Genomic DNA, 24,250 nt, shown 5'->3' on the forward strand with positions numbered 1-24,250 from the left:
GAATTTGATCATATTTTAATCACAACAAGTTTTTTCCTGCAAGGAGCCTCTCATGACCACAATCTCAAACCACCTTCCAACCGCCGAGTTACAGGCGCTCGATGCCGCACACCACATGCACCCCTTCACGGCAAATAGTGAATTGGGCGAAAAGGGCGCGCGCGTCATCACCAGCTCAAAAGGGGTTTTCCTGAAAGATAGTGATGGAAACGAGATTCTGGACGCAATGGCTGGTCTTTGGTGTGTAAACATCGGTTATGGCCGCGATGAGCTGGTGCAGGCGGCGACACGTCAGATGGCCGAACTCCCCTATTACAACACTTTCTTTAACACGACTCACACACCGGCCATCGCCCTCGCAGCCGAAATCGCGAAACTAGCGCCCGAAGGGTTGAACCATGTTTTCTTTGCTGGCTCCGGATCCGAGGCAAATGACACAAACATAAGAATGGTCCGAACCTATTGGGCCGAAAAAGGCCAGCCCGAAAAGTCTCACATCATCAGCCGCAAGAATGCCTATCACGGATCTTCTGTCGGCTCCGGTTCTTTGGGCGGCATGACCTATATGCACGCTCAAGGCGGCATGCCCATCCCTGGCATTCACCACATCGGGCAGCCCGATTGGTGGACCGAAGGAGGAGAGCAGACACCAGAAGACTTTGGCTTGGCCCGCGCACAAGAACTCGAGGCGAAAATCCTCGAACTGGGTGAAGAAAAGGTTGCAGCATTTATTGCGGAACCTGTCCAAGGTGCCGGTGGCGTAATCATTCCGCCCGCTACCTACTGGCCCGAAATCCAGCGCATCTGCGACAAATACGAGATCCTTTTGATCGCTGACGAAGTCATCTGTGGTTTTGGCCGTACAGGAAACTGGTTTGGCGCAACCACAGTAGGAATCAAACCCCACATCATGACGATCGCCAAAGGCCTCAGCTCGGGTTATGCGCCGATCGGCGGCTCTATTGTTTGTGACGAAGTTGCCGAAGTTATCAACGCGGTCGAATTTAACCATGGCTATACATATTCTGGTCATCCAGTATGTGCCGCCGTGGCAATGGCCAACCTGCAAATCATGCAAGACGAAAACCTGCTGGATCACGTAAACAACGTTGCTGCCCCTGCGCTTCATGCTGCACTCAACCGATTGGCAGAACACCCGCTGGTTGGTGGTGTGAACGCAAAAGGCATGATGGCTTCTTTGCCCCTGACGCCAAATAAGGAAACCCGCGCCAGCTTTGCAATGGATAGAGGCACCGTTGGCTTTATCTGCCGTGATCGTTGCTTTGCTAATAATTTGGTCATGCGCCACGTGGGGGATCGTATGATCGTTTCACCACCTTTGGTTATTACACCCGAGGAAATCGAGGTCTTCTATACCCGTGCAAAAACCGCATTGGACGAGACCTATAAGACGCTGCAAGACGGCGACATGCTAAAATCTGCATCCTAAAACCACTACTGAGCGCGCAAATAGCGCGCTCAGACCGCTTTCGCGAAAAGACAATCGACTGAATTGTCGATTTTTTTAGCCCATTTGACTGAAAACTTCTTCAATTATCAAAAACAGGGCTTAACCAGTTGCAAAAGCCATCTGGCATGCGTTTACTTTGTTGTAACAAAAATAGCTAAGTCTACAGGGAGCCATAAATTTGGCCGATACAAATAACGGCAATGCGTTCGTAGAATTCGAACGCGTGCAGAAAAGCTATGATGGCGAAAATCTCGTCGTCAAAGATCTTAACCTCAGCATGCCCAAAGGCGAGTTTTTGACAATGCTCGGGCCATCAGGGTCAGGCAAGACGACTTGCCTCATGATGCTGGCCGGTTTTGAAACAGCCACCCACGGTGATATCCGGTTGGACGGTGTTTCCATCAACAATATCCCACCGCATAAACGCGGAATCGGCATGGTTTTTCAAAACTATGCGCTATTCCCGCATATGACTGTGGCCGAGAATCTTTCGTTTCCTTTGGAAGTTCGCAAAATGGGTAAATCCCAACGCGAAGAGAAAATCACCCGCGCCCTTGGCATGGTACAGATGAATGATTTCGCAGGGCGTCGTCCTGCTCAGTTATCTGGTGGTCAGCAACAGCGTATCGCGCTTGCGCGGGCATTGGTGTTTGAACCCGAGCTGGTTTTGATGGACGAACCTCTGGGCGCTTTGGACAAACAGCTTCGCGAATCGCTACAGTTTGAAATTACCAATCTGGCCCATGATCTGGGAATCACCGTGGTCTATGTGACCCACGACCAGACCGAAGCCCTGACAATGTCCGACCGTGTTGCGGTTTTTGATGACGGACGTATTCAGCAGCTCGCCCCACCGGATCAGCTGTATGAAGCGCCTGAAAACAGCTTTGTTGCGCAGTTTATCGGCGAAAATAATACCCTTGAAGGCGTTGTGAAAGAGATCAAAGGCGACGTTGCCTTGGTTCAGCTGGACAGCGGCGAGGTTATCCAAGCAAAACCTATCAACGTTTCAAAGGCTGGCGAACGCACCCGCGTTTCCATCCGCCCCGAGCGCGTTGAGTTTAACAAAGACCGCATGCAAGAAGGCGCATTTACGCTGAAGGCTGAAGTGTTGGAGTTCATCTATATGGGTGACATCTTCCGCACGCGTCTGCGCGTCGCTGGTCGCGACGATTTTGTGGTCAAGACACGCAACGCCCCCGATCAACAGCGCCTAAAACCTGGTGAGCAGATCGAAATTGGCTGGTTGCCCGAGGATTGCCGCGCATTGGATGCCTAGCATTCAATCTGCACGACATATCACGTTGCGGAAACGCTGCGTGACCAAAAGAGGCAGCAACTAAGCCCGTTGTTGCTACCTTAAAATACCAAACGGGACAAAACTGGGAGCTACAAATGAACCTTACAAAAACACTATTGGCTACCACTGCACTTACAGTTGCAGCTGGTATGGCCCACGCAGAAGAAATGACAATCGTTAGCTGGGGCGGCGCATATTCCGCATCACAGAAAAACGCTTATCATGACCCCTATTCCGAAAAGACCGGCGTTAAGATCATCAACGATGAATCATCTGCCGAAGCTGTTTCCAAGCTGCGTGCGATGAACGAAGCTGGCAACGTAACATGGGACGTTGTTGACGTTGTTGCAGCCGACGCTTTGCGCCTGTGCGACGAAGGCCTTGCAATGGAAATCGACCCAGACACACAGCTGGCCGATGCACCTGACGGCACAAAAGCATCCGAAGACTTTGGCGACCTGTTGGTTGGCGACTGCTTTATCCCGCAGATCGTATACTCCACAACTGTTGGCTACCGCACAGACCTCGTTGGCGACACAGCACCAACATCCATCTGCGCCCTTTTCGACACCGACGCATACCCAGGCAAGCGTTCCTTGGAAAAGCGTCCAATCGGCAACATGGAATGGGCTTTGATCTGTGACGGCGTAGCAAAAGAAGACGTCTATGACGTTCTGGAAACTGCCGAAGGTCAGCAAAAAGCGCTGGATAAACTGGCAACCATCAAAGACGACGTGATCTGGTGGTCCGCTGGCGCCGACACACCACAGCTTTTGGCTGACGGTGAAGTCATCATGGGTTCCACATACAACGGTCGCCTGTTCTCGTTGATCGAAGAGCAAAAGCAGCCAGTTGGCATGCTGTGGGACGCGCAGGTTTTCGATCTGGACGGTTGGATCATCCCAACTGGCCTCAGCGACGAGCGCAAAGCACGTGCACTTGACTACATCATGTTCGCGACAGACACACAGCGTCTGGCAGATCAGGCCAAGTACATTTCTTACGGTCCTGCACGTAAATCTTCTGCGCCTCTCGTTGGCAAGCACGCAACTCTGGGCATCGACATGGCCCCACACATGCCAACAGACCCAGAAAACTCAAAGAACACGTTCCTTTATAACTACGAGTTCTGGGCAGACTACCGTGACGACATCGACGCCAAATTCCAGGCGTGGTTGGTACAATAAGCTACCTATAGCTTTAGAGGGGGGCCAAATGCGGCCCTCCTCACTCATTTTTTAAGACTTCGATCAATCCGATAGGGACACCATGAGCGACGCATCAACAGCCCAAACAGCAGCACCTGCCGCCCCGAAAGGGCCTGTGCTAGCCGCCGATGGCACCCCGTTAAAGAAATCCCTTAGCCGCGCCTTGCGTCTGCAAAAGCTACGCGCCCTTGCATTGATCGCGCCGCTGTTAATTTTCGTTTTGGTCACTTTCATCGCGCCAATTGCCGATATGTTGTTCCGCTCAGTCGAAAACGATATTGTCTCCGAGACGTTGCCCCGAACCACGGCAATGTTGTCAGATTGGGACGCACAAGGTGACGCGCTTCCCGATGAACCTGTTTTCGAAGCACTGTATGACGATCTCTTTTTCGCGAAAGAGGCCAAACTGCACACCCGCCTCGGCTCTCGTCTGAACTATGAGCTCACTGGCGTATCCTCCTTGTTCCGTAAATCGGGGCGCAAGGTCGAGGATATGGGAGAGGTTTATCAGGATCAGTTCGAAGACCTGAATGCCTTTTGGAAAAAGGGTGAAAACTGGAACAGCTTTATGGCCAGCGACGCATGGCTTGCTGAGATGGCAGACTGGAAAAAGGCAGACGGCCCTCAGCCGCCGTTCGAACTGCGTGAAGGCGTGGCACAAGCCCTGCCAGCAACCACTGCAACATACCTGCGTTTTGCTGACTTCACCCAAAACGTCGACGAAAAAAACCTCTTCACAGAGGACCCTTGGGCAATCGTCTACTCTTCCCTTCATCAGGATCTAAACGGTGAAAACGGCCTCGCCTCTTATGCAGGACCAGCAGCAGAAGAGCTGGCCGAAGCTGCAACTGCTGCCGCCGCATTTGAAACTGTCGACTATGCCGCCGCGTTCAAAAAGATCGACAAGGACTGGCACGATCTAGAGGTTTGGCAGACTATCAAAGTATACAGCCCGAAATACACCAACGGTTACTTTCTCAACGCTGTCGATATGCAAAAATCTGTAGACGGTGTAGAAAAACGTCCGGAGAACCAACGAATTTACGCCATCCTATTCTGGCGTACCATGGTGATGTCTGTGGCCATTACGCTTTCGTGCATCTTGCTTGGCTATCCGGTCGCATGGATTTTGGCAAACCTTCCTGCCCGTCAGGCAAACCTTCTGCTGATCCTTGTCCTACTCCCCTTCTGGACCTCTTTGCTGGTTCGCACCTCAGCATGGAAAGTGATGTTGCAACAGCAAGGCGTCATCAACGAAACATTGGTCTGGCTTGGCATTGTGGGCACGGATGACCGTTTGGCTTTGATCAACAACCAGACCGGTACCATCATCGCCATGACGCATATTCTGCTGCCGTTTATGATCCTACCGCTTTATTCTGTTATGCAAACGATCCAACCCTCATATCTACGCGCGGCGAAAAGCCTTGGCGCGACGAACTGGACAGCTTTCTGGCGGGTGTATTTCCCGCAGTCCATTCCAGGTATCGGTGCGGGATCGATCCTCGTGTTCATTCTGGCGATTGGCTATTACATCACGCCTGAAATCGTCGGCGGTACCTCGGGGACATTCATCTCGAACCGCATCGCGTACCACATCTCCAGCTCTCTGAACTGGGGCCTGGGCGCGGCGCTGGGCGCTATTCTTTTGGCGGCTGTTCTGCTGCTGTACTACGCCTACGACAAGATCGTCGGCATTGATAACGTGAAACTCGGATAAGGAGCAGACCCATGGTTGCACTCACACCCATCTCGCGCACCGAACCGAGCTTTTATGTGCCGGTTGTCGCTGCTTTTGGCGCTTTCTTTGGCGTATTCATCGGCACTGGTCAGGGCAGCCTGATCCTAGGTGTTCTTGGCGGCGCGATCCTTATGGGCGCTATTGCCTTTGTCCTCACCAAGGTGATCAAGAATGAACGAGCAGGGCGTTGGGGCCTTGTCGCGCTCATCGCTCTTGGCGGTTACGCCCTTGCTGGCCTTCCTGGCCTGTTGATTGGCCTGTTCTTTGGCTGGTTCTTTGGTTTCCTAACCTTCTGGCTGTACGAAGGCCGCTACCGCGCTAAAATCGCCCCATACCTCACACCGGGCCAAGTGCTGTGGCACTTTACGTTCCGTACTATTTGCGGTGCGATCTTTGTTTTCCTGATCACACCAATCCTTGTGGTTATGCCCCTCAGCTTTAACGCGCAGGACTTCTTTACCTTCACGCCTGAAATGCTGCGGTTTGATCCAGCAGGCTATTCCCTCAAGCATTATCGCGACTTCTTTACGAATGACGCGTGGCAGGATGCGATGAAAAACTCACTTCGCATCGCGCCTGTGGCAACCTTGTTGTCGGTGACCTTTGGCACATTAGCGGCGATTGGTCTTAGCCAGCCGCACGTGCCATTCCGCCGCGCGATCATGGCCATTCTGATTTCCCCGATGATTGTCCCGCTCATCATCTCGGCGGCTGGTATGTATTTCTTTTACAGCCGGATCGGCCTGCAAGGCACTTACATCGGCGTTGTCCTTGCGCACGCCGCGTTGGGGATTCCTTTTGTGATCATCACTGTCACCGCGACGCTTGTTGGGTTTGACCGCTCGCTGACACGCGCTGCGGCGAACATGGGGGCAAACCCCGTCACAACCTTTTTCCGCGTGCAGATGCCGCTGATCTTGCCTGGTGTGATTTCGGGTGGCTTATTCGCCTTCATCACCTCGTTTGACGAAGTTGTTGTGGTTCTGTTTGTCGGCTCGGCTGGTCAAAAGACACTGCCATGGCAGATGTTCATCGGCTTGCGCGAACAGATCAGCCCAACGATCCTTGCTGTTGCGACGATCCTTGTTGTGATCTCAATCTGCTTGCTGACCGTTGTGGAAATGCTGCGCCGCCGTTCAGAACGCCTGCGCGGTATGTCACCTAGCTGAACGTAACCGCTCAAGAAAGCGTGGGGAGGCATAGCCGTCAGGCACCAACCCATGCGCCACTTGCCAGCCACGCACAGCATTGACCGTCAGCGGCCCGATTTTTGCGTCTATCTTTTGCGTGTCAAAACCTTGAGCAGTCAGCTCTTTTTGCAGCTCGATCCGTTCATCAAAGCTGAGCGGGCGATCTTGGCGGGGCCAATCGCCCCGCAACGGACCCGCGCCTGAAATCCTGTCGGCCAAATGGCCAACCGCAATCACATAGGCATCCGCGGTGTTATAGCTCTCTAGAACTTCAAAGTTTTTGAAGATCATAAAGGCAGCCCCCTCGGCCCCTGCAGGCAATAAGATCGACGCCTGACCATGGTCTGAAACAGGCAGCCCCTTGGTATCCAGAATACCGATCTCAGCCCATTCAGAGGGCGCCTTTAACACCTCTCTATTCGCGAGAAGATAGTCGAAACCATCGGGTAACTGTACTTCTACGCCCCACGGTTGCCCTGTTACCCATCCATTATCCTTTAGGTAAGCCGCTGCCGAGGCTAGCGCATCACGGGGGTCATCGCCCCAAATGTCACGCCTGCCGTCGCCCGTCCAATCGACGGCATGATCAATGAAGGAGCCCGGCATGAATTGGGTGTGCCCCATCGCTCCGGCCCAACTCCCCTTGAGGGAGCTTAGCTGCGTATCCCCCGTTTGGACGATCTGTAACGCCGCAATAACTTGGGTTTCGAAAAACTCCGCGCGCCGCGCGTCATAGGCCAGCGACGCCATCGACGTCAAAACCGGATCACTTCCGCGAAATGTTCCATAAGCACTTTCAAGTCCCCAAATCGCAGTGATGATTTCAGCAGGAACTCCGTACCGTTCCTCAACCGCCTTTAGCGTTTCGCGCTGACGACCTAGCGCCGCCTTACCGTTGCTGATCCGCAGATCGGACACAGCCGTGCCAAGGTAATCCCAAATGGTTTTGGTAAACTCCGATTGGTTGCGATCCCGTTCAACCACCTTTGCCGAATATGAAACCTCGGCCATGGCTGTGTCATAGATTTTGGCGGAAATACCTGCGGCTATCGCTTTGCTGCGAAAATCATCTATCCATTGCTGTAACCCTGCATCATTTCGAACAACGTTCGTTTGGGCCAGTGCGGGGGACGTTAGGCAAAGTAGGGCAAGGGAAAGGGCACGCATGGCTGGACTCGCAAAAAATTTCGTCCCTGTCAGCCTAGTCGCTTTCAATTTCACCGAAAAGAACTAGTCAAAGGTTTGGCGGTCTTTGGCTCGTTCCTCAGCTTGCCTGCGCATGAGGTCCATAAAATCGCGCAACAGCGGTACGCGTTTGGGGCGAAAGGACACTCCGGTGACTTCAAGCTCGCTCATCCGATCAAGCCGGAAAGCCCTGAAATCTGAACGCAAATGACACCAAGCCATCAACATATGCGCGTTTTGCATAAAGACGATGCTCAGAGGATCAGCACGGCGTTGCGACAATGCCCCCTTGGCATCCTCATAATGAAAGGAAACTGTCACCTCCTCCCATGTCGCGGCGCGCAGTTTTTTCACATCGATTCTAGGTTCAGGTGGGCGCACAAACCGGCGGGCATCTAACACTGCATGTTGCAAGCGATGTGTCTGTCGCGCAGGCAGGCGCGACTTTAATTTTGACAGTGCCGTCTGCGCGGCCTCAGCCAAAGCAGGGTCACCGATAACCGATACCTCGCGCAGTCCTAACACCAGTGCTTCCAACTCATCGTCAGAGAAAGCCAGCGGAGGCAAAGCCGCGTCTTCGATCAACGTGTACCCAAACCCAGCCTCACCATCGATCACGGCTCCCAGCCCCCTGAGGGCATCAATGTCCCGATAGATTGTCCGCAGTGATACGCCCGTTTCATTCACAAGGGCCGCCGCCGTGACAGGTGCTGGTAACCGCCGAAGCGTTTGCATCAATTGGAACAGTCTATGCGTACGGGTCATTCTGTTTGTCCTTTGCTGCAAAAACTATCGCTGACACTGCTGCCAGTTTTTGACAGCAACGCCTGTTAGACAAGCCCTAACATTCACAAAGGGACCAACCATGATCACACTTTACACCTTCGCCCAAGGTTTTGGACAATTCAGCTACAGCCCGTTTTGCACCAAAGCTGGTTGGCTGCTGAATTTATCTGGCACCCCTTGGATCAGAAAAGATATGAACGACCCCCGAAAAATGCCTCTCGGCAAGCTGCCAGTTATCGGCTTAACGGATGGCACGCTCATCCCTGACAGCGACAATATCCGAAAGCACCTAGAGGATGCTGGATTTGATTTCGATGCAGGTCTGTCCATTCGCGACAAGGCCACCTCGCGGGCGTTTATCCGCATGGCCGAAGAGCACATCTATTTCCATCAGGTGTTGGATCGCTGGGGTGATGATGCCAACTGGAACGCCGTTCAGCAAGAATACTTTGGCTTTCTACCCGCCCTGTTGAGGGGCTTTATCACCAAGAAACTGCGCAAAGATCTGATGCGCACCATGCACGGATTGGGTTTGGGCCGTATGAGCGTGAAAGAACGCCTTGAGCGGATTGAACCAGACCTGGCTGCTATAACCGCGCAACTGGGCGATCGTTCGTTTTTGTTCGGCGATAAACCAACGGCGGCGGACGCAAGCGTGGGCGCGATTTTGAACGCGATCACCGCATCGCCTGTGCCTACGCCTCTGTCACGTCGCGTGGCAAATGATCCTGTCCTCAGCGCTTATGGCGCGCGCTGTGCCGCCGCTATGGGCTAGCGACGGCTGCGAGACACCTTGCGCTTTTTCGCGGCCTTCTTGCCCTTGGCCTTCGCCGATTTCCGGCGGGGGCTACGGCCTGCGGGGCTGCGTCGACCTTGCGGGATTTTCTCGTCTTCGATTTCCAGCAGTTCCAGCGCTATACCACCTGTCACGGGTGTCACTTCGGACAGGCGCACCGTTACGCGCTGACCCAGACCGATCGTCATGCCGGTATCAGACCCCATCAGCGTTCCCGCATCCGCATCGTGGTGGAAGTATTCGCGCCCGATGTTGCGCATGGGGATCAGCCCGTCCGCGCCTGTTTCATCCAGTTTTACGAATGCGCCGAAACGGGCAACGCCACTGATGCGGCCTGTCATCTCGTTTCCAACGCGCTCCGACAGGTAGGATGCCAAATAGCGATCTGTCGTGTCACGTTCCGCAATCATCGAACGGCGTTCGGTGTCCGAGATATGCGTACCCGTGGCTTCCATATCCTCGATGTCATGCGGGGACAGACCATCCTTTCCCCAACCATGCGCGGTGATAAGCGCACGGTGAACCAGCAAATCCGCATAGCGGCGAATGGGCGATGTGAAATGCGCATAGGATCGCAGCGCCAAGCCAAAGTGGCCGATGTGATCGGGCCCATAGTATGCCTGTGTCATGGATCGCAAGGTCGAGATATTGATCAGCTCGGCATCATCACTACCCGCTGCCTGATCCAACAAACGATTAAGGTGCGCCGTCTGAAGCACCTGCCCCTTAGCAAGGGTATAACCAGCTGCGGCGGCTGTCTCTCTCAGCGCATCCAGCTTTTCGGGCGTTGGCTCTTCATGGGTGCGAAACAGCAGCGGTGTTTTCTTGGCAATCAGCGTTTCGGCCGCGGCGACATTCGCCAGCACCATGAATTCTTCGATCAGTCGGTGCGCGTCCAGACGCACACGGAAATTGACCGAACGTACAGTGCCGTTTTCGTCCAGTTCAATCCGCCGTTCAGGCAAATCCAGATCAAGAGGCTGGCGCCGCTCACGCGCTGAGACGAGCGCAGCATAAGCAGCATATAGGGGCTCTAAAACAGTCTCTAATAAGGGTTTTGTGCGTTCATTCGGGTTTCCGTCAATCGCGTCTTGCACCTCTTCATAGTGCAAGCTGGCGGGCGAGCGCATAAGGCCACGGTGGAAATCGTGGTGCAGTTTGTTGCCCTCTGCATCCAGCACCATACGCACGGCCATACAGGCCCGATCAACCCCTTCGTGCAGGGAACACAGATCACCCGATAGGCGGTCGGGCAACTTCGGGACAACGCGGTCTGGAAAATAGGTCGAGTTTCCGCGCTTGCGCGCCTCACGGTCCAATGCCGAACCGGGTGTGACAAAGGCTGCGACATCCGCGATAGCGACCCAAAGGATGTGTCCGCCTTTGTTCGCAGGATCGGTGTCAGCCTCGGCGAAACACGCGTCATCGTGGTCGCGCGCGTCTGACGGGTCGATGGTCACCAATGGCAGTTCGCGCAAATCTTCGCGTCCGTCCAAACCTGTCGGAGTCGCCGCATCGGCCTGCGCGACAACATCATCCGGAAAATCATCGGGAATGTTATGCTGGTGGATCGCGATCAGTGAAACAGCCTTGGGCGCTGATGGGTCACCTAGACGGTCAACAATACGGGCGCGTGGCAAGCCCATGCGCCCCTTTGGACCGGCAAGCTCGGCCTCAACCAGCTCACCCTCTTTCGCGCCACCTGTGGCGTCCGAGGGTACAGCCCATTCTTTGTCAGCACCTTTATCAATCGGCAAGATCCGCCCGCCTTCGGCATGTTTACGGAAGATGCCTATGATCTTTTTCGGATTTGTACCGATGCGACGGATTAGGCGCCCCTCATAGTGGTGCGCCTCTCCCTTGACCAAGGTAAGCCGCGCCAAGATGCGATCGCCTGCGCCCAGCGCGGGATCAGCCGCCCGCGGGATCATCAAGACGACAGGCTCTTGCCCTTCTCCACCCCATTCCATGGGCTTGGCATATAGGTCGCCATCTCCATCGGGCCCCGTAACCAGCAGCACGCTGACAGGTGGCAAACGTTCTGGGTCACTATAGGACTTTTTGCGCTTTTCCAGATGCCCCTCGGCCTCCAGCTCTTTCAGCAGGCGTTTCAGATCGATCCGCGCAGCCCCTTTGATGCCGAACGCCTTTGCGATGTCACGCTTGGCGGTAAGGGTCGGGTTTTCTTCGATCCAGCTGAGGATTTCTTGTTTTGTCGGTATTTTATTCATGTGAAGGGCCTAGCACGGTGACAAAGGCGCGTCACATTAATTTAGGTCGGCCACTGTATCTACGTCTCGCAAGGTCGCAACTGTGGCTATGCGGTGATCAGGCAGGGTCGCCATAGTATCGGATAACGCATGTTCGGTTGACCACCGCACCCCATCAAAAATGCTAGGCGGAACAGCCTTGCTGCGCTTTAGCCCAACCAGCCAATATCCACCGTCAACAGCAGGTCCAAAAACTGCGTCATGATTGCCCAGCGCGGCAAACGCCTCTGCAATGCGGTCTGCGTTTACGTCTGGAATATCCCCACCAATCACACAGACAGGACCAATTGCAGGCGCGCGCAAAGCGCGTTCCATCCGGTCCCCCAGATTTCCACGCCCTTGTGGCATGCGCTGGAATCGCTGTGGCCAAACCCTTGTCGTCATGCCTGTACGATCCGGTGCGACGGCCAAAATAACATTCCAACGCGGGTCTTCTATTCGGTTCAAAAGTCGGCGCACCTGATGCCGAAACCACCATGCGGAACCAACCATACCTATATCGCGGCCCAGACGGGTTTTTACCCGCCCCGCCTGAGGCACCTTTAACATGACAACCACAGTCTGTTTCACAGGTTTTTCTCCATCATCTGGTGCGGCTCACCTTCGTCTAGATACGGTTCTGCAAAGGCCCGAAAACCCAGCTTTTCATAAAACCCAACCGCATGGGCCTGCGCACCCAATACAACGCGGGCCATCTTGTTTTGCCTTGCGACCTGAACAGCTGCTTGAATCAATCGCGCGCCAAGCCCAGTGCCGCGCCCAGATCTCAAAACGCAGACGCGGCCGATCTTTGCCGTATCCTCTTTGATAAACACTCGGGCTGTTCCGATCGGCGTCCCGTCTTGCTCGGCGAGCAAATGAATACTGACAGGGTCTAGCTCGTCTATTTCACCTTCAGCGGAATAGCCTTGCTCTTGGACAAAGACCTGATGGCGCAGGGCATAGCAGGTTTCGCGGTCTTGGGTTTCATGGATATTAATCAAGAAAAATAGTCCTGAAGAATGCGGGTATAGACGGTTTTCAACTCGCGAATGTGATCCACGCGCACATGTTCATCCACTTGGTGCATCGACTGGCCGACAAGGCCAAATTCAACAACGGGGCAGTGCGATTTTACAAACCGCGCATCCGATGTACCGCCTGTGGTCGATAGTTCGGGTTTAACACCGGTCACGGCCTCGACCGCGTTTGATACCATGGCTGACAGGGCACCTGGAGGGGTGATAAAGCTCTCGCCGGATATCTTTATGTGTGTTTCAACCTCTACACCAAAGGTTTCCCGAATTGCCGCGACTTCCTCTTCGATCCACGCGGTCAGGCTTGCGCCTGAATGGGTGTCGTTAAAACGGATATTCACCGCCGATGTACATTCGGCAGGAATAACATTGGTTGCAGGGTTGCCAGTGTCGACCGTGACCACAGCAAGGGTGGAGGGATCAAAGTGATCGGTGCCTTTGTCCAGCTCGTGGCTAGCCAAACGATCCATCAGTCGAACCATGGCAGGCAGCGGGTTATTAGCGCGGTGCGGATATGCCGAATGCCCCTGTTTACCGATGACACGGAACTTGATCGTCATCGAACCGCGCCGCCCGATCTTGATCATCTCACCCATGGTGTTCGGACAAGTCGGCTCTCCTACCAAACAGACATCCATGCGTTCGTTATTGTTTTCCATATGCTCAAGCAGGGCCAGCGTGCCGTCTACGGATTCGCCTTCTTCGTCACCTGTAATCGCGATGACAATTGAACCATCAGGGGGTGTTTGGCGGACAAAATCAATGGCCGCTGCAGCAAATGCCGCCACACCAGATTTCATATCGGTAGTGCCACGGCCATACATTACACCGTCTTTGATTTCAGCGCCAAAGGGCGGCATCGTCCAAGCGGCCTCATCCCCGATAGGCACAACATCGGTGTGACCATTAAAGCCAAAGTTGCGCGTGTTTCCCTGTGTGCCCCAGCGCGCAAACAGGTTGCGAATGCCCCCCCGATTCGCCCAAGCACATGAAAACCCGGCCTCGCCCAGCAGGTCATTCAGAATATCCAATGCGCCGGCGTCTTCTGGCGTGACAGAAGGACAGCGGACCAGAGCCGCGGTTAGATCAACGGGATCTACTGGGGTGAATTCGGACATGCAAAAGGCTCCTGTAATAACTCCAACCCTTATCCCTTCTGTGACGTAAAAGTGCCAGCCCCCGCACGCGCGTCGAAAGCCGCTTCATTTATGTCAAAATTGTGGTAATCTGATCGGTAATAAATAACCCGAGGCAGGGTAATAGCAGTTTCATCACCTGAAAACAGGGATGTACGCGTCCGATACGGACCTGAATGGAATAGGGGAAAACCCCTGTCTGGCTGTGGCTTGTTCTGTCTCACATATCGGTTTGAGGCAGTGAAATGGTAACAGCGTCGGAACTTAGCATTGAAACGGTGCGTGAAGGCACAACCGCCACGGATATGGCGCAGGAGATTTTCGGCACGGGCGTGACCGTTACCGGCGCGACGTATTATGGCGACAACGACAGTGCTGGTATTTATACAGGCGGTGATAGCACCTCACCCGGTGTTGTTCCTGGTGATACAGGCGTGATCATGTCTACCGGTGAAGCCGAAGATTTCACCAACTCCAGCGGGCAATCCAACCAGAGCACCAACACAACCACCAACACATCCGGCACGAATAATTTCAACCCGTACAATACGGCGGCTGGTGGTACCACATATGATGCTTCCACTTTGGACATCGACTTTATTCCTGACAACGATAAATTGACGATGCAATTTGTCTTTAGCTCGGAAGAATACCCCGAGTTTGCGAATTCCATTTATCAGGATTTCTTTGGCGTTTGGATCAATGGGCAGTTTGTCGAACATGATGTTGGCGACGGTACGACTGCGCCGTTCAACATTTCGACGACCAACAACATCAACATGTATGTTGATAACACAAACGACGATTACAACACCGAGATGGATGGTTTTACCATCACGCTCACCCTAACCATGGATGTAAATCCCGGTGTCACCAACTCAATGCGGATCGCCCTCGCTGATACAGGTGACAGCAGCTATGACTCTAATGTTCTGATTGCCGGAGACTCGATCCAGACCGAGCTGATCGCCGTGTCAGACGATGTGAACGTTTATCCTGACGGCACCACCACCCTTGATGTGCTCAGCAACGATATCAACAACACTGGAGGCAGCACGCTGACGGTGACTCACATCAACGGGCAACCCGTTGCCGTGGGGACAACTGTTATTCTTCCTACAGGTCAGGCCGTCACGTTAAATGCCGATGGTACCTTTAACATTGTTGGTGACGGCGACGAAGAAGACTTCAACTTTACCTACACCGTCAATAACGGCAGCGAGACCGATGTCGGTTTTGTAAACGCCACCTCTGTTCCTTGCTTTGTTGCTGGCACCCTTATCGCCACGCCCGACGGAGACCGCCGCGCCGAGACTTTGCAGCCTGGGGATTTGGTGATGACAAAAGACGAAGGCGCCCAGCCCTTGCGCTGGCTTGGATCCCGCAAGGTCGCGGCCACAGGTGATTTTGCCCCCATCCACATCCGCGCAAATACGCTAGGGCAGCACCGCGATTTGCTGGTGTCACCGCTGCACCGCGTGCTGATCAAAGACAATTTGGCCGAACTTCTCTTTGGCGAAGCCGAGGTTCTGGTTGCTGCCCGTGACCTTGTGAATGATCACTCGATCACCCGCCGTGAAGGCGGCGAGGTCACCTATGTCCACTTGCTATTTGATCGCCATCAGGTGGTGTTTTCCGAAGGGTTAGAGACTGAAAGCTTCCTACCCGGCCCGCAAACTGCCTCTAGTTTCGAAGCAGAAGTGGTCGAAGAAATCTACAGTGTCTTCCCTGAACTAGATCCCGAAACCGGCGCAGGTTACCCGATAGCTGCGCGCCGTATGTTGAAACGATATGAAGCGGAGCTATTACGCGCCGTAAAGGTGGCTTAAATGACTTGGATTGCTCTAACAGACCATAGCGAACGGCGGCTGTCACTGCGCGGCTTGGGCCACGAAAAACGCCAGACGCCTATCGTTGCTGATACGCCCGACCAGATCCTCAATCGCGGCAGTATCGTTTTCGAAACCCAAGTTGCCGAAGACAGCAAACCCCAAGTTCTGTTCGGCTATACTACACCTCACCCAAGCCACCGCAGCCTTGTTTTTCAGGCAATTCCAGGCGGTGGTGTTTCAATGGTGCAGGTGCAGGGCGATGATATTGCCCACGCTGCAATTGCCCACGAAAACGCAGGACGCGCAGAAGTTCTGCGCCTGACTTATGCGTGGGACATCAAATATAATTGGGGGCGGCTCACGCTAGAACAGGTTGGGGAAACAGCCGTGACCAGCGTAGTGGTCGAAAACCCGCTTCCTCTAACGCTAGATGATTTACGTGATCTGATGCTGGGTCGCGGAAGCCACGATTACGCGCCCGATATGGTATTTGCAGCGCTTTCGGATCAAATCGAACCGATTGGAACCGGACCGACCCTTGCGCCCAATACCCCCATTGCGACCCCGTGGGGGTACCGCAACGCAGGCACTTTGAAACGGGGTGACACAGTATACACAGCCAATGGCGAGGTTGTTCCTGTCTTGCAGACAGTAACCCGTTCAGTACCCGCACGCGGCAGCTTTGCCCCGATCCGAATGCGTGCGCCCTATTACGGGCTGTTGGACGACATCATCGTCGCACCCGAACAGCATGTCGTCATTGACGGGCCTGAGGTGGAATACCTGTTCTCATGTGAAAAAGTGCTGACACCCGCCCGAAATCTGGTGAACGGTTTTGCGGCCCGTACCGAGCCATGCGGGCAGCTCACACAATACAGCCAGATCATTTTACCAAATCACGAAACGATTTTGGCCAGCGGCGCACCGTTGGAAAGCATGTACATTGGTCGTATGCGTCGCGACTCGCATCAGCTCGCCTCTAGCGTTCTGTTTGGTGTGGATCGCAACGACCTGCCAGAGCATAAATCGCCCTCGCATAAAGTTCTGAAGTGGTATGAGGCCATCCATTTGGCCAAACGCCGTGCCGCCTGACCCTTAGTCAAAGAACGGCGTCACTTGCGCCACGATAACCGAGTTTTCTTCGAGCGCGCGTTGCATCAATGCGCGCTCTTCTTCATCAATCTCATGGCCTTCGGCCTCACGCTCGGCCAAGGTGCCGTAGCCGGTGACATCCAAAGGTGCCGTATCCGCCTGCTTCAAGATCGCGACGGTTTCACGCACGGCCTCTGCCTCATCAATCCCCGAGGCAAAGCACATCAGCGCCGCGCCTGTCGCCTTGGCTGGCAAACCGTCACCGGTTTTTCGGCCGATCTCGACCAGCAGCGTGAACACCTGTTGGCGGGATGGTTTTTTGGGTTTCTTTTCGTCGGACATAGCAAAGTCAGCCTTAGCTCAGGGAAGATGGAGGTCTAGACGCTCATTCAAGGTTTGAAAAGACCAGACCTATTCGCACTTGCGCAACATACTGATGCGTCCGCCTTTTTGGATCACTGAAATACCGTTTTCGGTCTTCATGATCATAATACGGCGATGCCATGGTGCACCATCAGCGCGGCAAATCGCATCGTATAAAACAGCGTCCATGCCACTGACAGCAACCGGATCCCGCAGCGTGCATCTGCTGCCGACAGCAAAGAACAAATTCGAGGTCAGCAAAATCGCGCCGCCGTCCTTGCCAATACTCTTGCAGTCCCAGCTGTCTCCTGACGGGTGGTCAGGTCGATACCGCCCATCATGAGGGCCTGCCCCAGCCGCTACCGCAATAGCAATAAACAGCAAGGGCAGGAAAAACCGCATCAGTCGCGCAGCAGCTCGTTGATGGATGTTTTTGAACGTGTCTTTTCATCCACGCGCTTAACAATCACTGCGCAATAAAGGTGTACGCCATTCTTGGAAGGCATAGAGCCTGCAACAACAACGGAACCCGCAGGCACTTCGCCGTACATAACTTCGCCGGTTTCACGGTCCAGAATTTTGGTCGACTGGCCGATGAATACGCCCATACCCAAAACCGAACCTTCGCGAACGATACAACCTTCAACAACTTCGGAGCGCGCCCCGATAAAGCAGTTGTCTTCGATGATTGTTGGGCCGGCCTGCATCGGTTCTAGAACACCGCCAATGCCAACGCCGCCGGATAGGTGAACGTTTTTACCAATCTGCGCGCAGGAACCGACAGTCGCCCACGTATCAACCATTGTGCCGCTATCGACATATGCGCCGATGTTCACAAAGGATGGCATCAGCACCACACCCGGAGCGATATAGGCCGACTTGCGAACAACGCAGTTTGGAACCGCACGAAACCCTGCTTCTTTCCACTGTGCATCGCCCCAGCCTTTGAACTTGCTGTCGACTTTATCCCACCAGCCAGCGCCCTGCGGGCCACCTTCCTGCTGTTCCATATCTTTGATGCGGAAACCCAGAAGAACGGCTTTTTTCGCCCATTGGTTTACGTGCCAATCGCCATTGTCCATCTTTTCAGCAACGCGCAATGTGCCGCCATCTAGCGCCGCCAGCGTTGATTCAATTGCGTCACGGGTTTCACCCGTGGTTGCGGAAGTGATGCTGTCGCGGTTTTCCCACGCGGCTTCGATGGCCGTTTCAAGCTGTGCATTGGACATGTTGGAGCTCCGTTTGAATGAATTGCTTGAAAAGCGCTATACGCGCAGCGGCCTTCCCGCGCAATCCTCACTACTGTCACGGTCAATAGGCAACGACACCAATCCCCTCACGCAAGCTTGCACAGTATCTCATAGTCAATATGCATAATCACGTGCATGATTAGTCGGAATCAGAAATCTTGAGGAAACAATGAGCCAAAAGAACCAACACCCGTTGCGCGACGCGCATACAGATCGCGATGCGGCAGATGTCGTTCCGGTAACCCCACAAACCCAAGCGCCAGCATACAAGCTGGCCTTCAACGACTTTGACTTTTTATGCCGCGACGAACTGCGGCCTGTCCGTCTTCAGCTAGAGCTACTTAAGCCAGAAATGATGCTAGACGAATACGGCGTTCAATCGACGATCGTTCTGTTCGGTGGCGCACGCATTCCTGAACCCGCAAAGAAAGATACCGCGCGGACAAAAACGCTGGCTGATCTTTCGCAGTTTTACGACGAAGCGCGCGAATTCGCCCGCCTGATGACTCTTAAGTCAAAGGAAAGCGGCGGACGTGAGGATGTTGTCGTAACAGGCGGTGGCCCCGGCGTGATGGAGGCAGGCAACCGCGGCGCCGTAGAAGCAGACGGCGTTTCGATCGGGCTGAACATCGTTCTTCCCTTTGAACAGGCGCCGAATGAATACGTCACGCCTGACCTGTGTTTTAACTTTCACTACTTCGCGATCCGGAAAATGCATTTCCTGATGCGCGCAAAAGCGATCTGTGTGTTCCCTGGTGGCTTTGGCACCTTGGACGAAACATTTGAGGCCCTAACCCTGATTCAGACAGGCCGCATGGAACGTGTTCCATTCTTGCTGTTTGGCCGCGCATTCTGGGAAAGCATCATCAATTGGGATGCTCTGGCCGACGCGGGCACGATCTCTGCCGAGGATCTCGATCTCTTCCGCTTTGTCGAAACAGCGCAAGAGGCGATGGACCTCATCGAAAACTGGGGCGAGCCATCAGCGCGCGACAGCGTTCCAGGCAGATGATCAGTTAAACAGCTCTTCTGGAAGCTCACACAGTGTTACGTGATGTGGCAGAGTTTCCAGAAGATGTTTGCCATCATCTGTGTCACGTATCGAATAACCATACCCTGCTAGGCGGTGTTTCCATTCACGTGCAGACAAAGCTACGGCACGTTCGCGTGCGACAATCTGCATTACCTCATCGGTAACAAAGGCGTCTTGTTTAATAACGATCGACATTTTCACTCTCCTGATTAAGTCGTCTCAGGAAACAGCCTCTGGTTTCAGGGTGTCAGGATTCGGAACCGATTGTGACTGAAAGAGGGTTTTTACTCTCCTATTGGTAGAAAAAGCCCCAGATCAGCCTGAAACACTATCCTATAACGTGTAAAGAGGTCGAATTTCGAATTTCGGCCAACCTTGGTAGAAAATTTATCCAACAAAATGAGAGCTCTCTGCATTACCCGATCGAAAACATGTCTATTTCGATCAGAGCTTCCTCATAAAGAATGATCAAGTCACCTTTAACTTTGGCCCACATATTTGCGCCCAGCGCACAACTAAGGCGCCGAATTAAGGTGTATATCAGGTAATGTTGAACCAGACAGCGAAGCGCCAAACAACAATCTCAAAAGCTTGTTGTTTCAAGTCGCGAAACAATAGGCCCTCAATCAATCAGCGCTCTCTTTAATCGCGGCTAACGCCTGCCTCTGCTTCGATTTGACGGCGGGACTTGCGTGCGCGCTCTGTTTCCGATTTCAACTGCCCACAAGCAGCCATGATATCTTCGCCACGTGGTTTGCGCACAGGCGAGGCATAACCAGCCTTATGGACGATATCGGAAAACGCTCTGATGCGGTTGTTTGAAGAACGTTGATAAGGCGCGCCGGGCCATTCGTTAAACGGGATCAAGTTAATCTTGGCGGGGATGCCTTCGATCAGCTTCATCAGGCGGTGGGCATCTTCGTCGCTATCGTTAACGCCATTCAGCATGACATATTCAAACGTGATCCGTTCAGAGTTGGAAACTTTGGGGTATTCACGCAGGGCATCCAGCAGCGCCTCGATGTTCCAGCGTTTGTTGATCGGCACCAGCTTGTCGCGGACCTCATCTGTGGTGGCGTGGAACGACACCGCCAGTTGGCAACCGATCTCGGCAGCGGTCCGTTCGATTTCTGGCACGACGCCAGAAGTGCTGAGCGTGATGCGGCGGCGCGATAGCTGGATGCCTTCGGGGTCCATCGCGATCTTCATCGCGTCACGGACATTTTCAAAGTTATACAGCGGCTCGCCCATGCCCATCAAAACGATGTTGGACAGCAAGCGCGCTTCATAGGTGCGCGTGCCGCTTTTGGGCCATTCGTCCAGATCATCACGGGCAACCATGACCTGACCAATGATTTCACCTGCAGTCAGGTTACGCACCAGCTTTTGTGTACCCGTATGACAGAACGAACATGTCAGCGTGCAGCCAACCTGAGAGCTGACGCAAAGCGTGCCGCGATCCGCTTCTGGGATATAGACCACCTCGACTTCATGCCCGCCAGCGATCCGAACAAGGTATTTGCGCGTTCCATCCGTGCTGACCTGTTTGGTCACCACCTCAGGCACCTCAACGACAAAATGCTCGGCCAGTTCAGCGCGGAACGCTTTGCTAAGGTTTGTCATCGCGTCAAAGTCGCGGACGCCCCAGTTGTAAATCCATTGCCAAATCTGGCCTACCCGCATTTTCGCCTGCTTTTCCGGCGTACCAATTGCGATCAGCGCATCACGCATCGCTTCGCGTGTCATGCCAACAAGGTTCTGCGGCCCCTCTGGCAATTTGCGCGGGATGGTGTGAACGTCTTGGGTAATTGGTGCAGACATGGTTCGAATCCTATGAGGGGTAGAGTGCTATATAGGTGTTCTAGGCGCAAAATGAAAACAGCCCCGCCCACGGATGGGCAGAGCTGCTTGAATTCATGTGGCTAGATTAGCCGCCGCAGCGTTTTGCCGCGTCCTCAACCGCTGCGGTAAAGCCCAGCAGGGAAAAGGTATCTTCGGTTTTTGTGCCGCGGCCGGAACGACCTGTCAGCTTGGCATTCGCGCCACGTTTCATCGCGGTGATGATCTTGGAATCATCTGCGGTTGTCGCTGGCCATGCCCATTCACCCTCGGTGAACAATTCAAATGAATTGCCGGAAATATCCAAAGACACGGTCGAGCCGCTTGCGAAGGGGTAACCGCCAGTAAAGGCAACCTGCCCTTTGGCACCTGCGCTGGGGCGGTAAAATACCATCAGCAAAATCTGCCCACGGTTCACCGCAACAACACGCCCATCGCGCGAGTTCACAGTTTCCTTAGGCGTCGAGACCCCCCAACATTCGGTTGGATTATCCTCTACGAACACGCTCCAGTCAGTCTTTGCCGCTACGCGGTTCGTGCTCTGGCTTTGCGCCAATGCACCGCCAGCTATCAAGCCTGCCAATAGTGCAGCACATACACCAGTTTTCAAAAATGCCATCAGTCCAAATCTCCAGCCGTCTTGCTTGCCTCAATAGAAAATGTAATCCCATGCTGTGGCCGCTTTTTGATGGGCCATTCTTTTGCGATAGGTTACGTTCTTCTCAACACCAAACACCATAACGCGAAAGACGTGCATGACGAAACCCCGCATGGCAGGTTTTCGCCCATAAAAAACACCTAAAGGAACCAACTATGACCGCTCCCGCACCTTTTGCCGAAATCTGGCGTGGCCCGTTTTTGGAAAGCGTTCATTCTGGTCATGCCGTGATTTGCGACGGGACCGGCCAAATTGTTGACGCTTGGGGTGATCCTGATGCCGTAGTTCTGGCCCGCAGCTCTTCGAAAATGATTCAGGCATTGCCGCTGATCCGTTCAGGGGCAGCGGATGCTTTCGGACTGACAACCAAACAGCTCGCCCTGTCTTGTGCATCGCATCAGGGGGCGCAAATTCACGTTGATAACGTAGGCGCATGGATGGGTGACCTTGGGCTGAGGGATGATGATTTCCGTTGTGGTACTGAAGAGTCCCGTGATCGCAGCGTAATGGAGGCGCAAATCCGCGCCCATGAAAAACCCTGCCGCATTCACAACAACTGTTCAGGCAAGCACGCTGGCTTCCTCACCCTCACGAAACATTTGGGCGCTGGGCCTGATTACACCGATCCCAACCATCCCGTGCAGCGCGCCTGCCTAGAGGCGTTTGAAGGCGTGACGCAGCAAACCAGCCCTGGGTTTGGGATTGATGGATGCTCGGCCCCGAACTTTGCCTCAACGATGCATGGCATTGCCCGCGCTATGGCGCATTTTGCAAATGCGCCTGAAGGCAGCGCCGAGGTACGATTGCATCAAGCCATGCGCCTACACCCTGAATTGGTCGCCGGTGAAGGCCGCGCCTGCACCGAACTCATGAATGCCTGCAATGGTAAGGTAGCATTGAAAACGGGTGCCGAAGGATTCTTTATCGCGATTCTGCCAGAACAGGGGCTGGGCATCGCGGTCAAAGCGGCCTGCGGCACCACACGCGCCGCCGAAGCCGCGATTGCCGCGCTATTGGTTCGTTTAGGTGTGCTGGACGCAAACCACCCCGCGACCCTAAAACGGATCAACGCCCCGATCAAAAACTGGGACGGGCTAGTCACTGGCGTTTTGAAACCAGCCGCAGGTCTTTTGCAGGCCTAGCTTACAAATTCGTCCTGACTGTAGCCTTGAACATACAAAAGCGCAGTCAGGTCCGAGAAGTTGACCCGCACATTACACTGCGCCGCAACAGACGGTTTCGCATGCAATGCCACGCCCATGCCTGCGCGTGTCAGCATGCCCAGATCATTTGCACCGTCACCAACGGCGACAACATCAGTATCAGTGATCTTTAGGCGCGCGGTGATTTCTTCCAGCGCATCAACTTTGGCCTGTTTACCAAGGATTGGCATGCCTACCTTTCCTGTCAGTTTGCCACCCTCTGTCAGCAACGTGTTTGCACGGTTTTCATCAAACCCCAACTGCCCCGCAACCTGCTGGGTAAAGGCAGTAAACCCACCAGACACCAGCGCCGCATAAGCGCCATTTGCCTTCATCGTTGCCAGCAGTGTCTTACCACCTGGCATCAAGGTAATCCGCTCGGCCAGAACCTTGGTGATCACGCCTTCGGGGAGGTTCTTCAAAAGCCCGACACGTTCGTTCAGCGCACCGTCAAAATCCAACTCGCCATTCATTGCACGGGCAGTGATGTCTTTTACACGTTCACCCACACCAGCCTCGTCTGCCAGTTCATCAATGCATTCTTGCTGGATCATGGTGCTGTCCATATCGGCCAGTAGCATCTTTTTGCGCCGACCAGCCGTAGGCACCAGAACCAGATCAATATTCATGCTTTGGCAGCTGTCCCAGACTTCCCACAGGTTTTGAGGAACCTCGGCCAAACCGAATTCAGCCGCAACATCGGGCGCAAGCCAAATCGCGTCTCCGCCGCCCCACGCATTTCGTAAGGATTCGACCAGCGCAGGCTCAAGATTGCGGGCGCTAGGAGCAGCAAGAAGGACAGCTGTATACATGTTCAAGTTTCCGATCCACGTCAAAGACGTCGCAAAAAGACGATTAGGGGGCGGTTTAGCCCCGTTTCTT

The 24,250-nt window shown here is 54.1% G+C and carries 23 protein-coding genes; 10 read left to right on the forward strand and 13 right to left on the reverse strand.

Annotation, left to right across the window (positions count from 1 at the left end):
• Positions 1 to 52: 52 nt before the first annotated feature.
• The 5 genes from Z948_RS0107490 to Z948_RS0107510 all read left to right on the forward strand — a co-directional run bounded on the left by Z948_RS0107490 (position 53) and on the right by Z948_RS0107510 (position 6,889).
• A complete protein-coding gene (locus Z948_RS0107490) occupies positions 53 to 1,450 on the forward strand; it encodes an aspartate aminotransferase family protein (RefSeq protein ID WP_025058947.1) in 1,398 nt (465 codons plus the stop codon).
• A gap of 199 nt (positions 1,451 to 1,649) precedes the next feature.
• Positions 1,650 to 2,750: an ABC transporter ATP-binding protein gene (locus tag Z948_RS0107495; protein ID WP_025058948.1), complete on the forward strand. Its 1,101-nt coding sequence runs from the start codon at positions 1,650 to 1,652 to the stop codon at positions 2,748 to 2,750.
• A gap of 116 nt (positions 2,751 to 2,866) precedes the next feature.
• Positions 2,867 to 3,958, forward strand: coding sequence for an extracellular solute-binding protein (locus tag Z948_RS0107500; protein WP_025058949.1), 1,092 nt, complete (start codon positions 2,867 to 2,869; stop codon positions 3,956 to 3,958).
• 82 nt (positions 3,959 to 4,040) lie between these two features.
• Positions 4,041 to 5,699 carry an ABC transporter permease gene (locus Z948_RS0107505; RefSeq protein WP_025058950.1) on the forward strand — a complete coding sequence of 553 codons (1,659 nt, stop codon included), beginning with the start codon at positions 4,041 to 4,043 and terminating at the stop codon, positions 5,697 to 5,699.
• Between the two features lie 11 nt (positions 5,700 to 5,710).
• Positions 5,711 to 6,889 (forward strand): ABC transporter permease, encoded by a 1,179-nt coding sequence (locus tag Z948_RS0107510; protein ID WP_025058951.1) that lies wholly within the window; start codon positions 5,711 to 5,713, stop codon positions 6,887 to 6,889.
• Here Z948_RS0107510 and Z948_RS0107515 read toward each other — a convergent pair.
• Together Z948_RS0107515 and Z948_RS0107520 are read right to left on the reverse strand one after the other, a co-directional pair.
• Complete coding sequence (locus Z948_RS0107515; RefSeq protein ID WP_025058952.1) at positions 6,878 to 8,077, reverse strand: lytic murein transglycosylase; 1,200 nt, start codon at positions 8,075 to 8,077, stop codon at positions 6,878 to 6,880. The genes Z948_RS0107510 and Z948_RS0107515 overlap by 12 nt on opposite strands.
• 63 nt (positions 8,078 to 8,140) lie before the next feature.
• A complete protein-coding gene (locus tag Z948_RS0107520) occupies positions 8,141 to 8,860 on the reverse strand; it encodes a helix-turn-helix transcriptional regulator (protein WP_025058953.1) in 720 nt (239 codons plus the stop codon).
• 100 nt (positions 8,861 to 8,960) lie between these two features.
• On the opposite strand from Z948_RS0107520, the gene Z948_RS0107525 reads away from it, so the two are divergent.
• The gene (locus Z948_RS0107525) at positions 8,961 to 9,656 is read left to right on the forward strand and encodes a glutathione S-transferase family protein (protein WP_025058954.1); all 696 of its coding nucleotides are present in this window, start codon (positions 8,961 to 8,963) and stop codon (positions 9,654 to 9,656) included.
• On the opposite strand, the gene rnr is transcribed toward Z948_RS0107525, so the two are convergent.
• Genes rnr through dapE form a run of 4 tightly spaced genes read right to left on the reverse strand, consistent with a single transcriptional unit; the run spans position 9,653 to position 14,081 of the window.
• The gene (gene rnr, locus Z948_RS0107530) at positions 9,653 to 11,908 is read right to left on the reverse strand and encodes a ribonuclease R (protein ID WP_025058955.1); all 2,256 of its coding nucleotides are present in this window, start codon (positions 11,906 to 11,908) and stop codon (positions 9,653 to 9,655) included. The genes Z948_RS0107525 and rnr overlap by 4 nt on opposite strands.
• 36 nt (positions 11,909 to 11,944) lie before the next feature.
• Positions 11,945 to 12,517 (reverse strand): TIGR04282 family arsenosugar biosynthesis glycosyltransferase, encoded by a 573-nt coding sequence (locus tag Z948_RS0107535; RefSeq protein ID WP_025058956.1) that lies wholly within the window; start codon positions 12,515 to 12,517, stop codon positions 11,945 to 11,947.
• A complete protein-coding gene (locus tag Z948_RS0107540; RefSeq protein WP_025058957.1) occupies positions 12,514 to 12,927 on the reverse strand; it encodes a GNAT family N-acetyltransferase in 414 nt (137 codons plus the stop codon). The genes Z948_RS0107535 and Z948_RS0107540 overlap by 4 nt, the downstream gene beginning before the upstream one ends.
• On the reverse strand, positions 12,927 to 14,081 hold the full coding sequence (gene dapE, locus Z948_RS0107545) for a succinyl-diaminopimelate desuccinylase (protein WP_025058958.1): 1,155 nt from the start codon (positions 14,079 to 14,081) through the stop codon (positions 12,927 to 12,929). Before dapE ends, Z948_RS0107540 begins: the two co-directional genes overlap by 1 nt.
• Positions 14,082 to 14,344: 263 nt before the next feature.
• Here dapE and Z948_RS0107550 point away from each other — a divergent pair, with 263 nt between their 5' ends.
• Both Z948_RS0107550 and Z948_RS0107555 read left to right on the forward strand, forming a co-directional pair.
• Positions 14,345 to 15,928, forward strand: coding sequence for a Hint domain-containing protein (locus tag Z948_RS0107550; protein ID WP_025058959.1), 1,584 nt, complete (start codon positions 14,345 to 14,347; stop codon positions 15,926 to 15,928).
• The gene (locus Z948_RS0107555) at positions 15,929 to 17,023 is read left to right on the forward strand and encodes a Hint domain-containing protein (RefSeq protein WP_025058960.1); all 1,095 of its coding nucleotides are present in this window, start codon (positions 15,929 to 15,931) and stop codon (positions 17,021 to 17,023) included.
• Positions 17,024 to 17,026: 3 nt separating this feature from the next.
• On the opposite strand, the gene Z948_RS0107560 is transcribed toward Z948_RS0107555, so the two are convergent.
• From Z948_RS0107560 to dapD, 3 genes are all read right to left on the reverse strand, one after another.
• Positions 17,027 to 17,365 carry a hypothetical protein gene (locus tag Z948_RS0107560; protein ID WP_025058961.1) on the reverse strand — a complete coding sequence of 113 codons (339 nt, stop codon included), beginning with the start codon at positions 17,363 to 17,365 and terminating at the stop codon, positions 17,027 to 17,029.
• A gap of 69 nt (positions 17,366 to 17,434) precedes the next feature.
• Positions 17,435 to 17,788, reverse strand: a complete 354-nt coding sequence (locus tag Z948_RS18420; protein WP_025058962.1) for a hypothetical protein — start codon at positions 17,786 to 17,788, stop codon at positions 17,435 to 17,437.
• Entirely contained in the window at positions 17,788 to 18,615 is an 828-nt protein-coding gene (gene dapD, locus Z948_RS0107570; RefSeq protein WP_025058963.1) for a 2,3,4,5-tetrahydropyridine-2,6-dicarboxylate N-succinyltransferase, read from the reverse strand. Before dapD ends, Z948_RS18420 begins: the two co-directional genes overlap by 1 nt.
• Before the next feature lie 190 nt (positions 18,616 to 18,805).
• Between dapD and Z948_RS0107575 the strand changes: the two genes are divergently transcribed.
• A complete protein-coding gene (locus tag Z948_RS0107575; protein WP_025058964.1) occupies positions 18,806 to 19,648 on the forward strand; it encodes an LOG family protein in 843 nt (280 codons plus the stop codon).
• Here Z948_RS0107575 and Z948_RS0107580 read toward each other — a convergent pair whose 3' ends face one another.
• The 3 genes from Z948_RS0107580 to Z948_RS0107600 form a co-directional block, all read right to left on the reverse strand.
• Positions 19,649 to 19,864, reverse strand: coding sequence for a hypothetical protein (locus Z948_RS0107580; RefSeq protein WP_025058965.1), 216 nt, complete (start codon positions 19,862 to 19,864; stop codon positions 19,649 to 19,651). It lies immediately after the preceding gene.
• Between the two features lie 447 nt (positions 19,865 to 20,311).
• Positions 20,312 to 21,490, reverse strand: coding sequence for a dual-specificity RNA methyltransferase RlmN (gene rlmN / locus Z948_RS0107595; RefSeq protein WP_025058966.1), 1,179 nt, complete (start codon positions 21,488 to 21,490; stop codon positions 20,312 to 20,314).
• A gap of 106 nt (positions 21,491 to 21,596) precedes the next feature.
• Entirely contained in the window at positions 21,597 to 22,127 is a 531-nt protein-coding gene (locus Z948_RS0107600; RefSeq protein ID WP_037951384.1) for an invasion associated locus B family protein, read from the reverse strand.
• A gap of 194 nt (positions 22,128 to 22,321) precedes the next feature.
• Between Z948_RS0107600 and Z948_RS0107610 the strand changes: the two genes are divergently transcribed.
• A complete protein-coding gene (locus tag Z948_RS0107610) occupies positions 22,322 to 23,308 on the forward strand; it encodes an asparaginase (protein ID WP_025058968.1) in 987 nt (328 codons plus the stop codon).
• Here Z948_RS0107610 and serB read toward each other — a convergent pair.
• The gene (gene serB, locus Z948_RS0107615) at positions 23,305 to 24,180 is read right to left on the reverse strand and encodes a phosphoserine phosphatase SerB (RefSeq protein WP_025058969.1); all 876 of its coding nucleotides are present in this window, start codon (positions 24,178 to 24,180) and stop codon (positions 23,305 to 23,307) included. The two genes, Z948_RS0107610 and serB, sit on opposite strands and share 4 nt — an antisense overlap.
• Positions 24,181 to 24,250: the final 70 nt, after the last annotated feature.

Origin of the sequence: Sulfitobacter donghicola DSW-25 = KCTC 12864 = JCM 14565 (assembly GCF_000622405.1) — a bacterium.
GTDB lineage: Bacteria > Pseudomonadota > Alphaproteobacteria > Rhodobacterales > Rhodobacteraceae > Sulfitobacter > Sulfitobacter donghicola.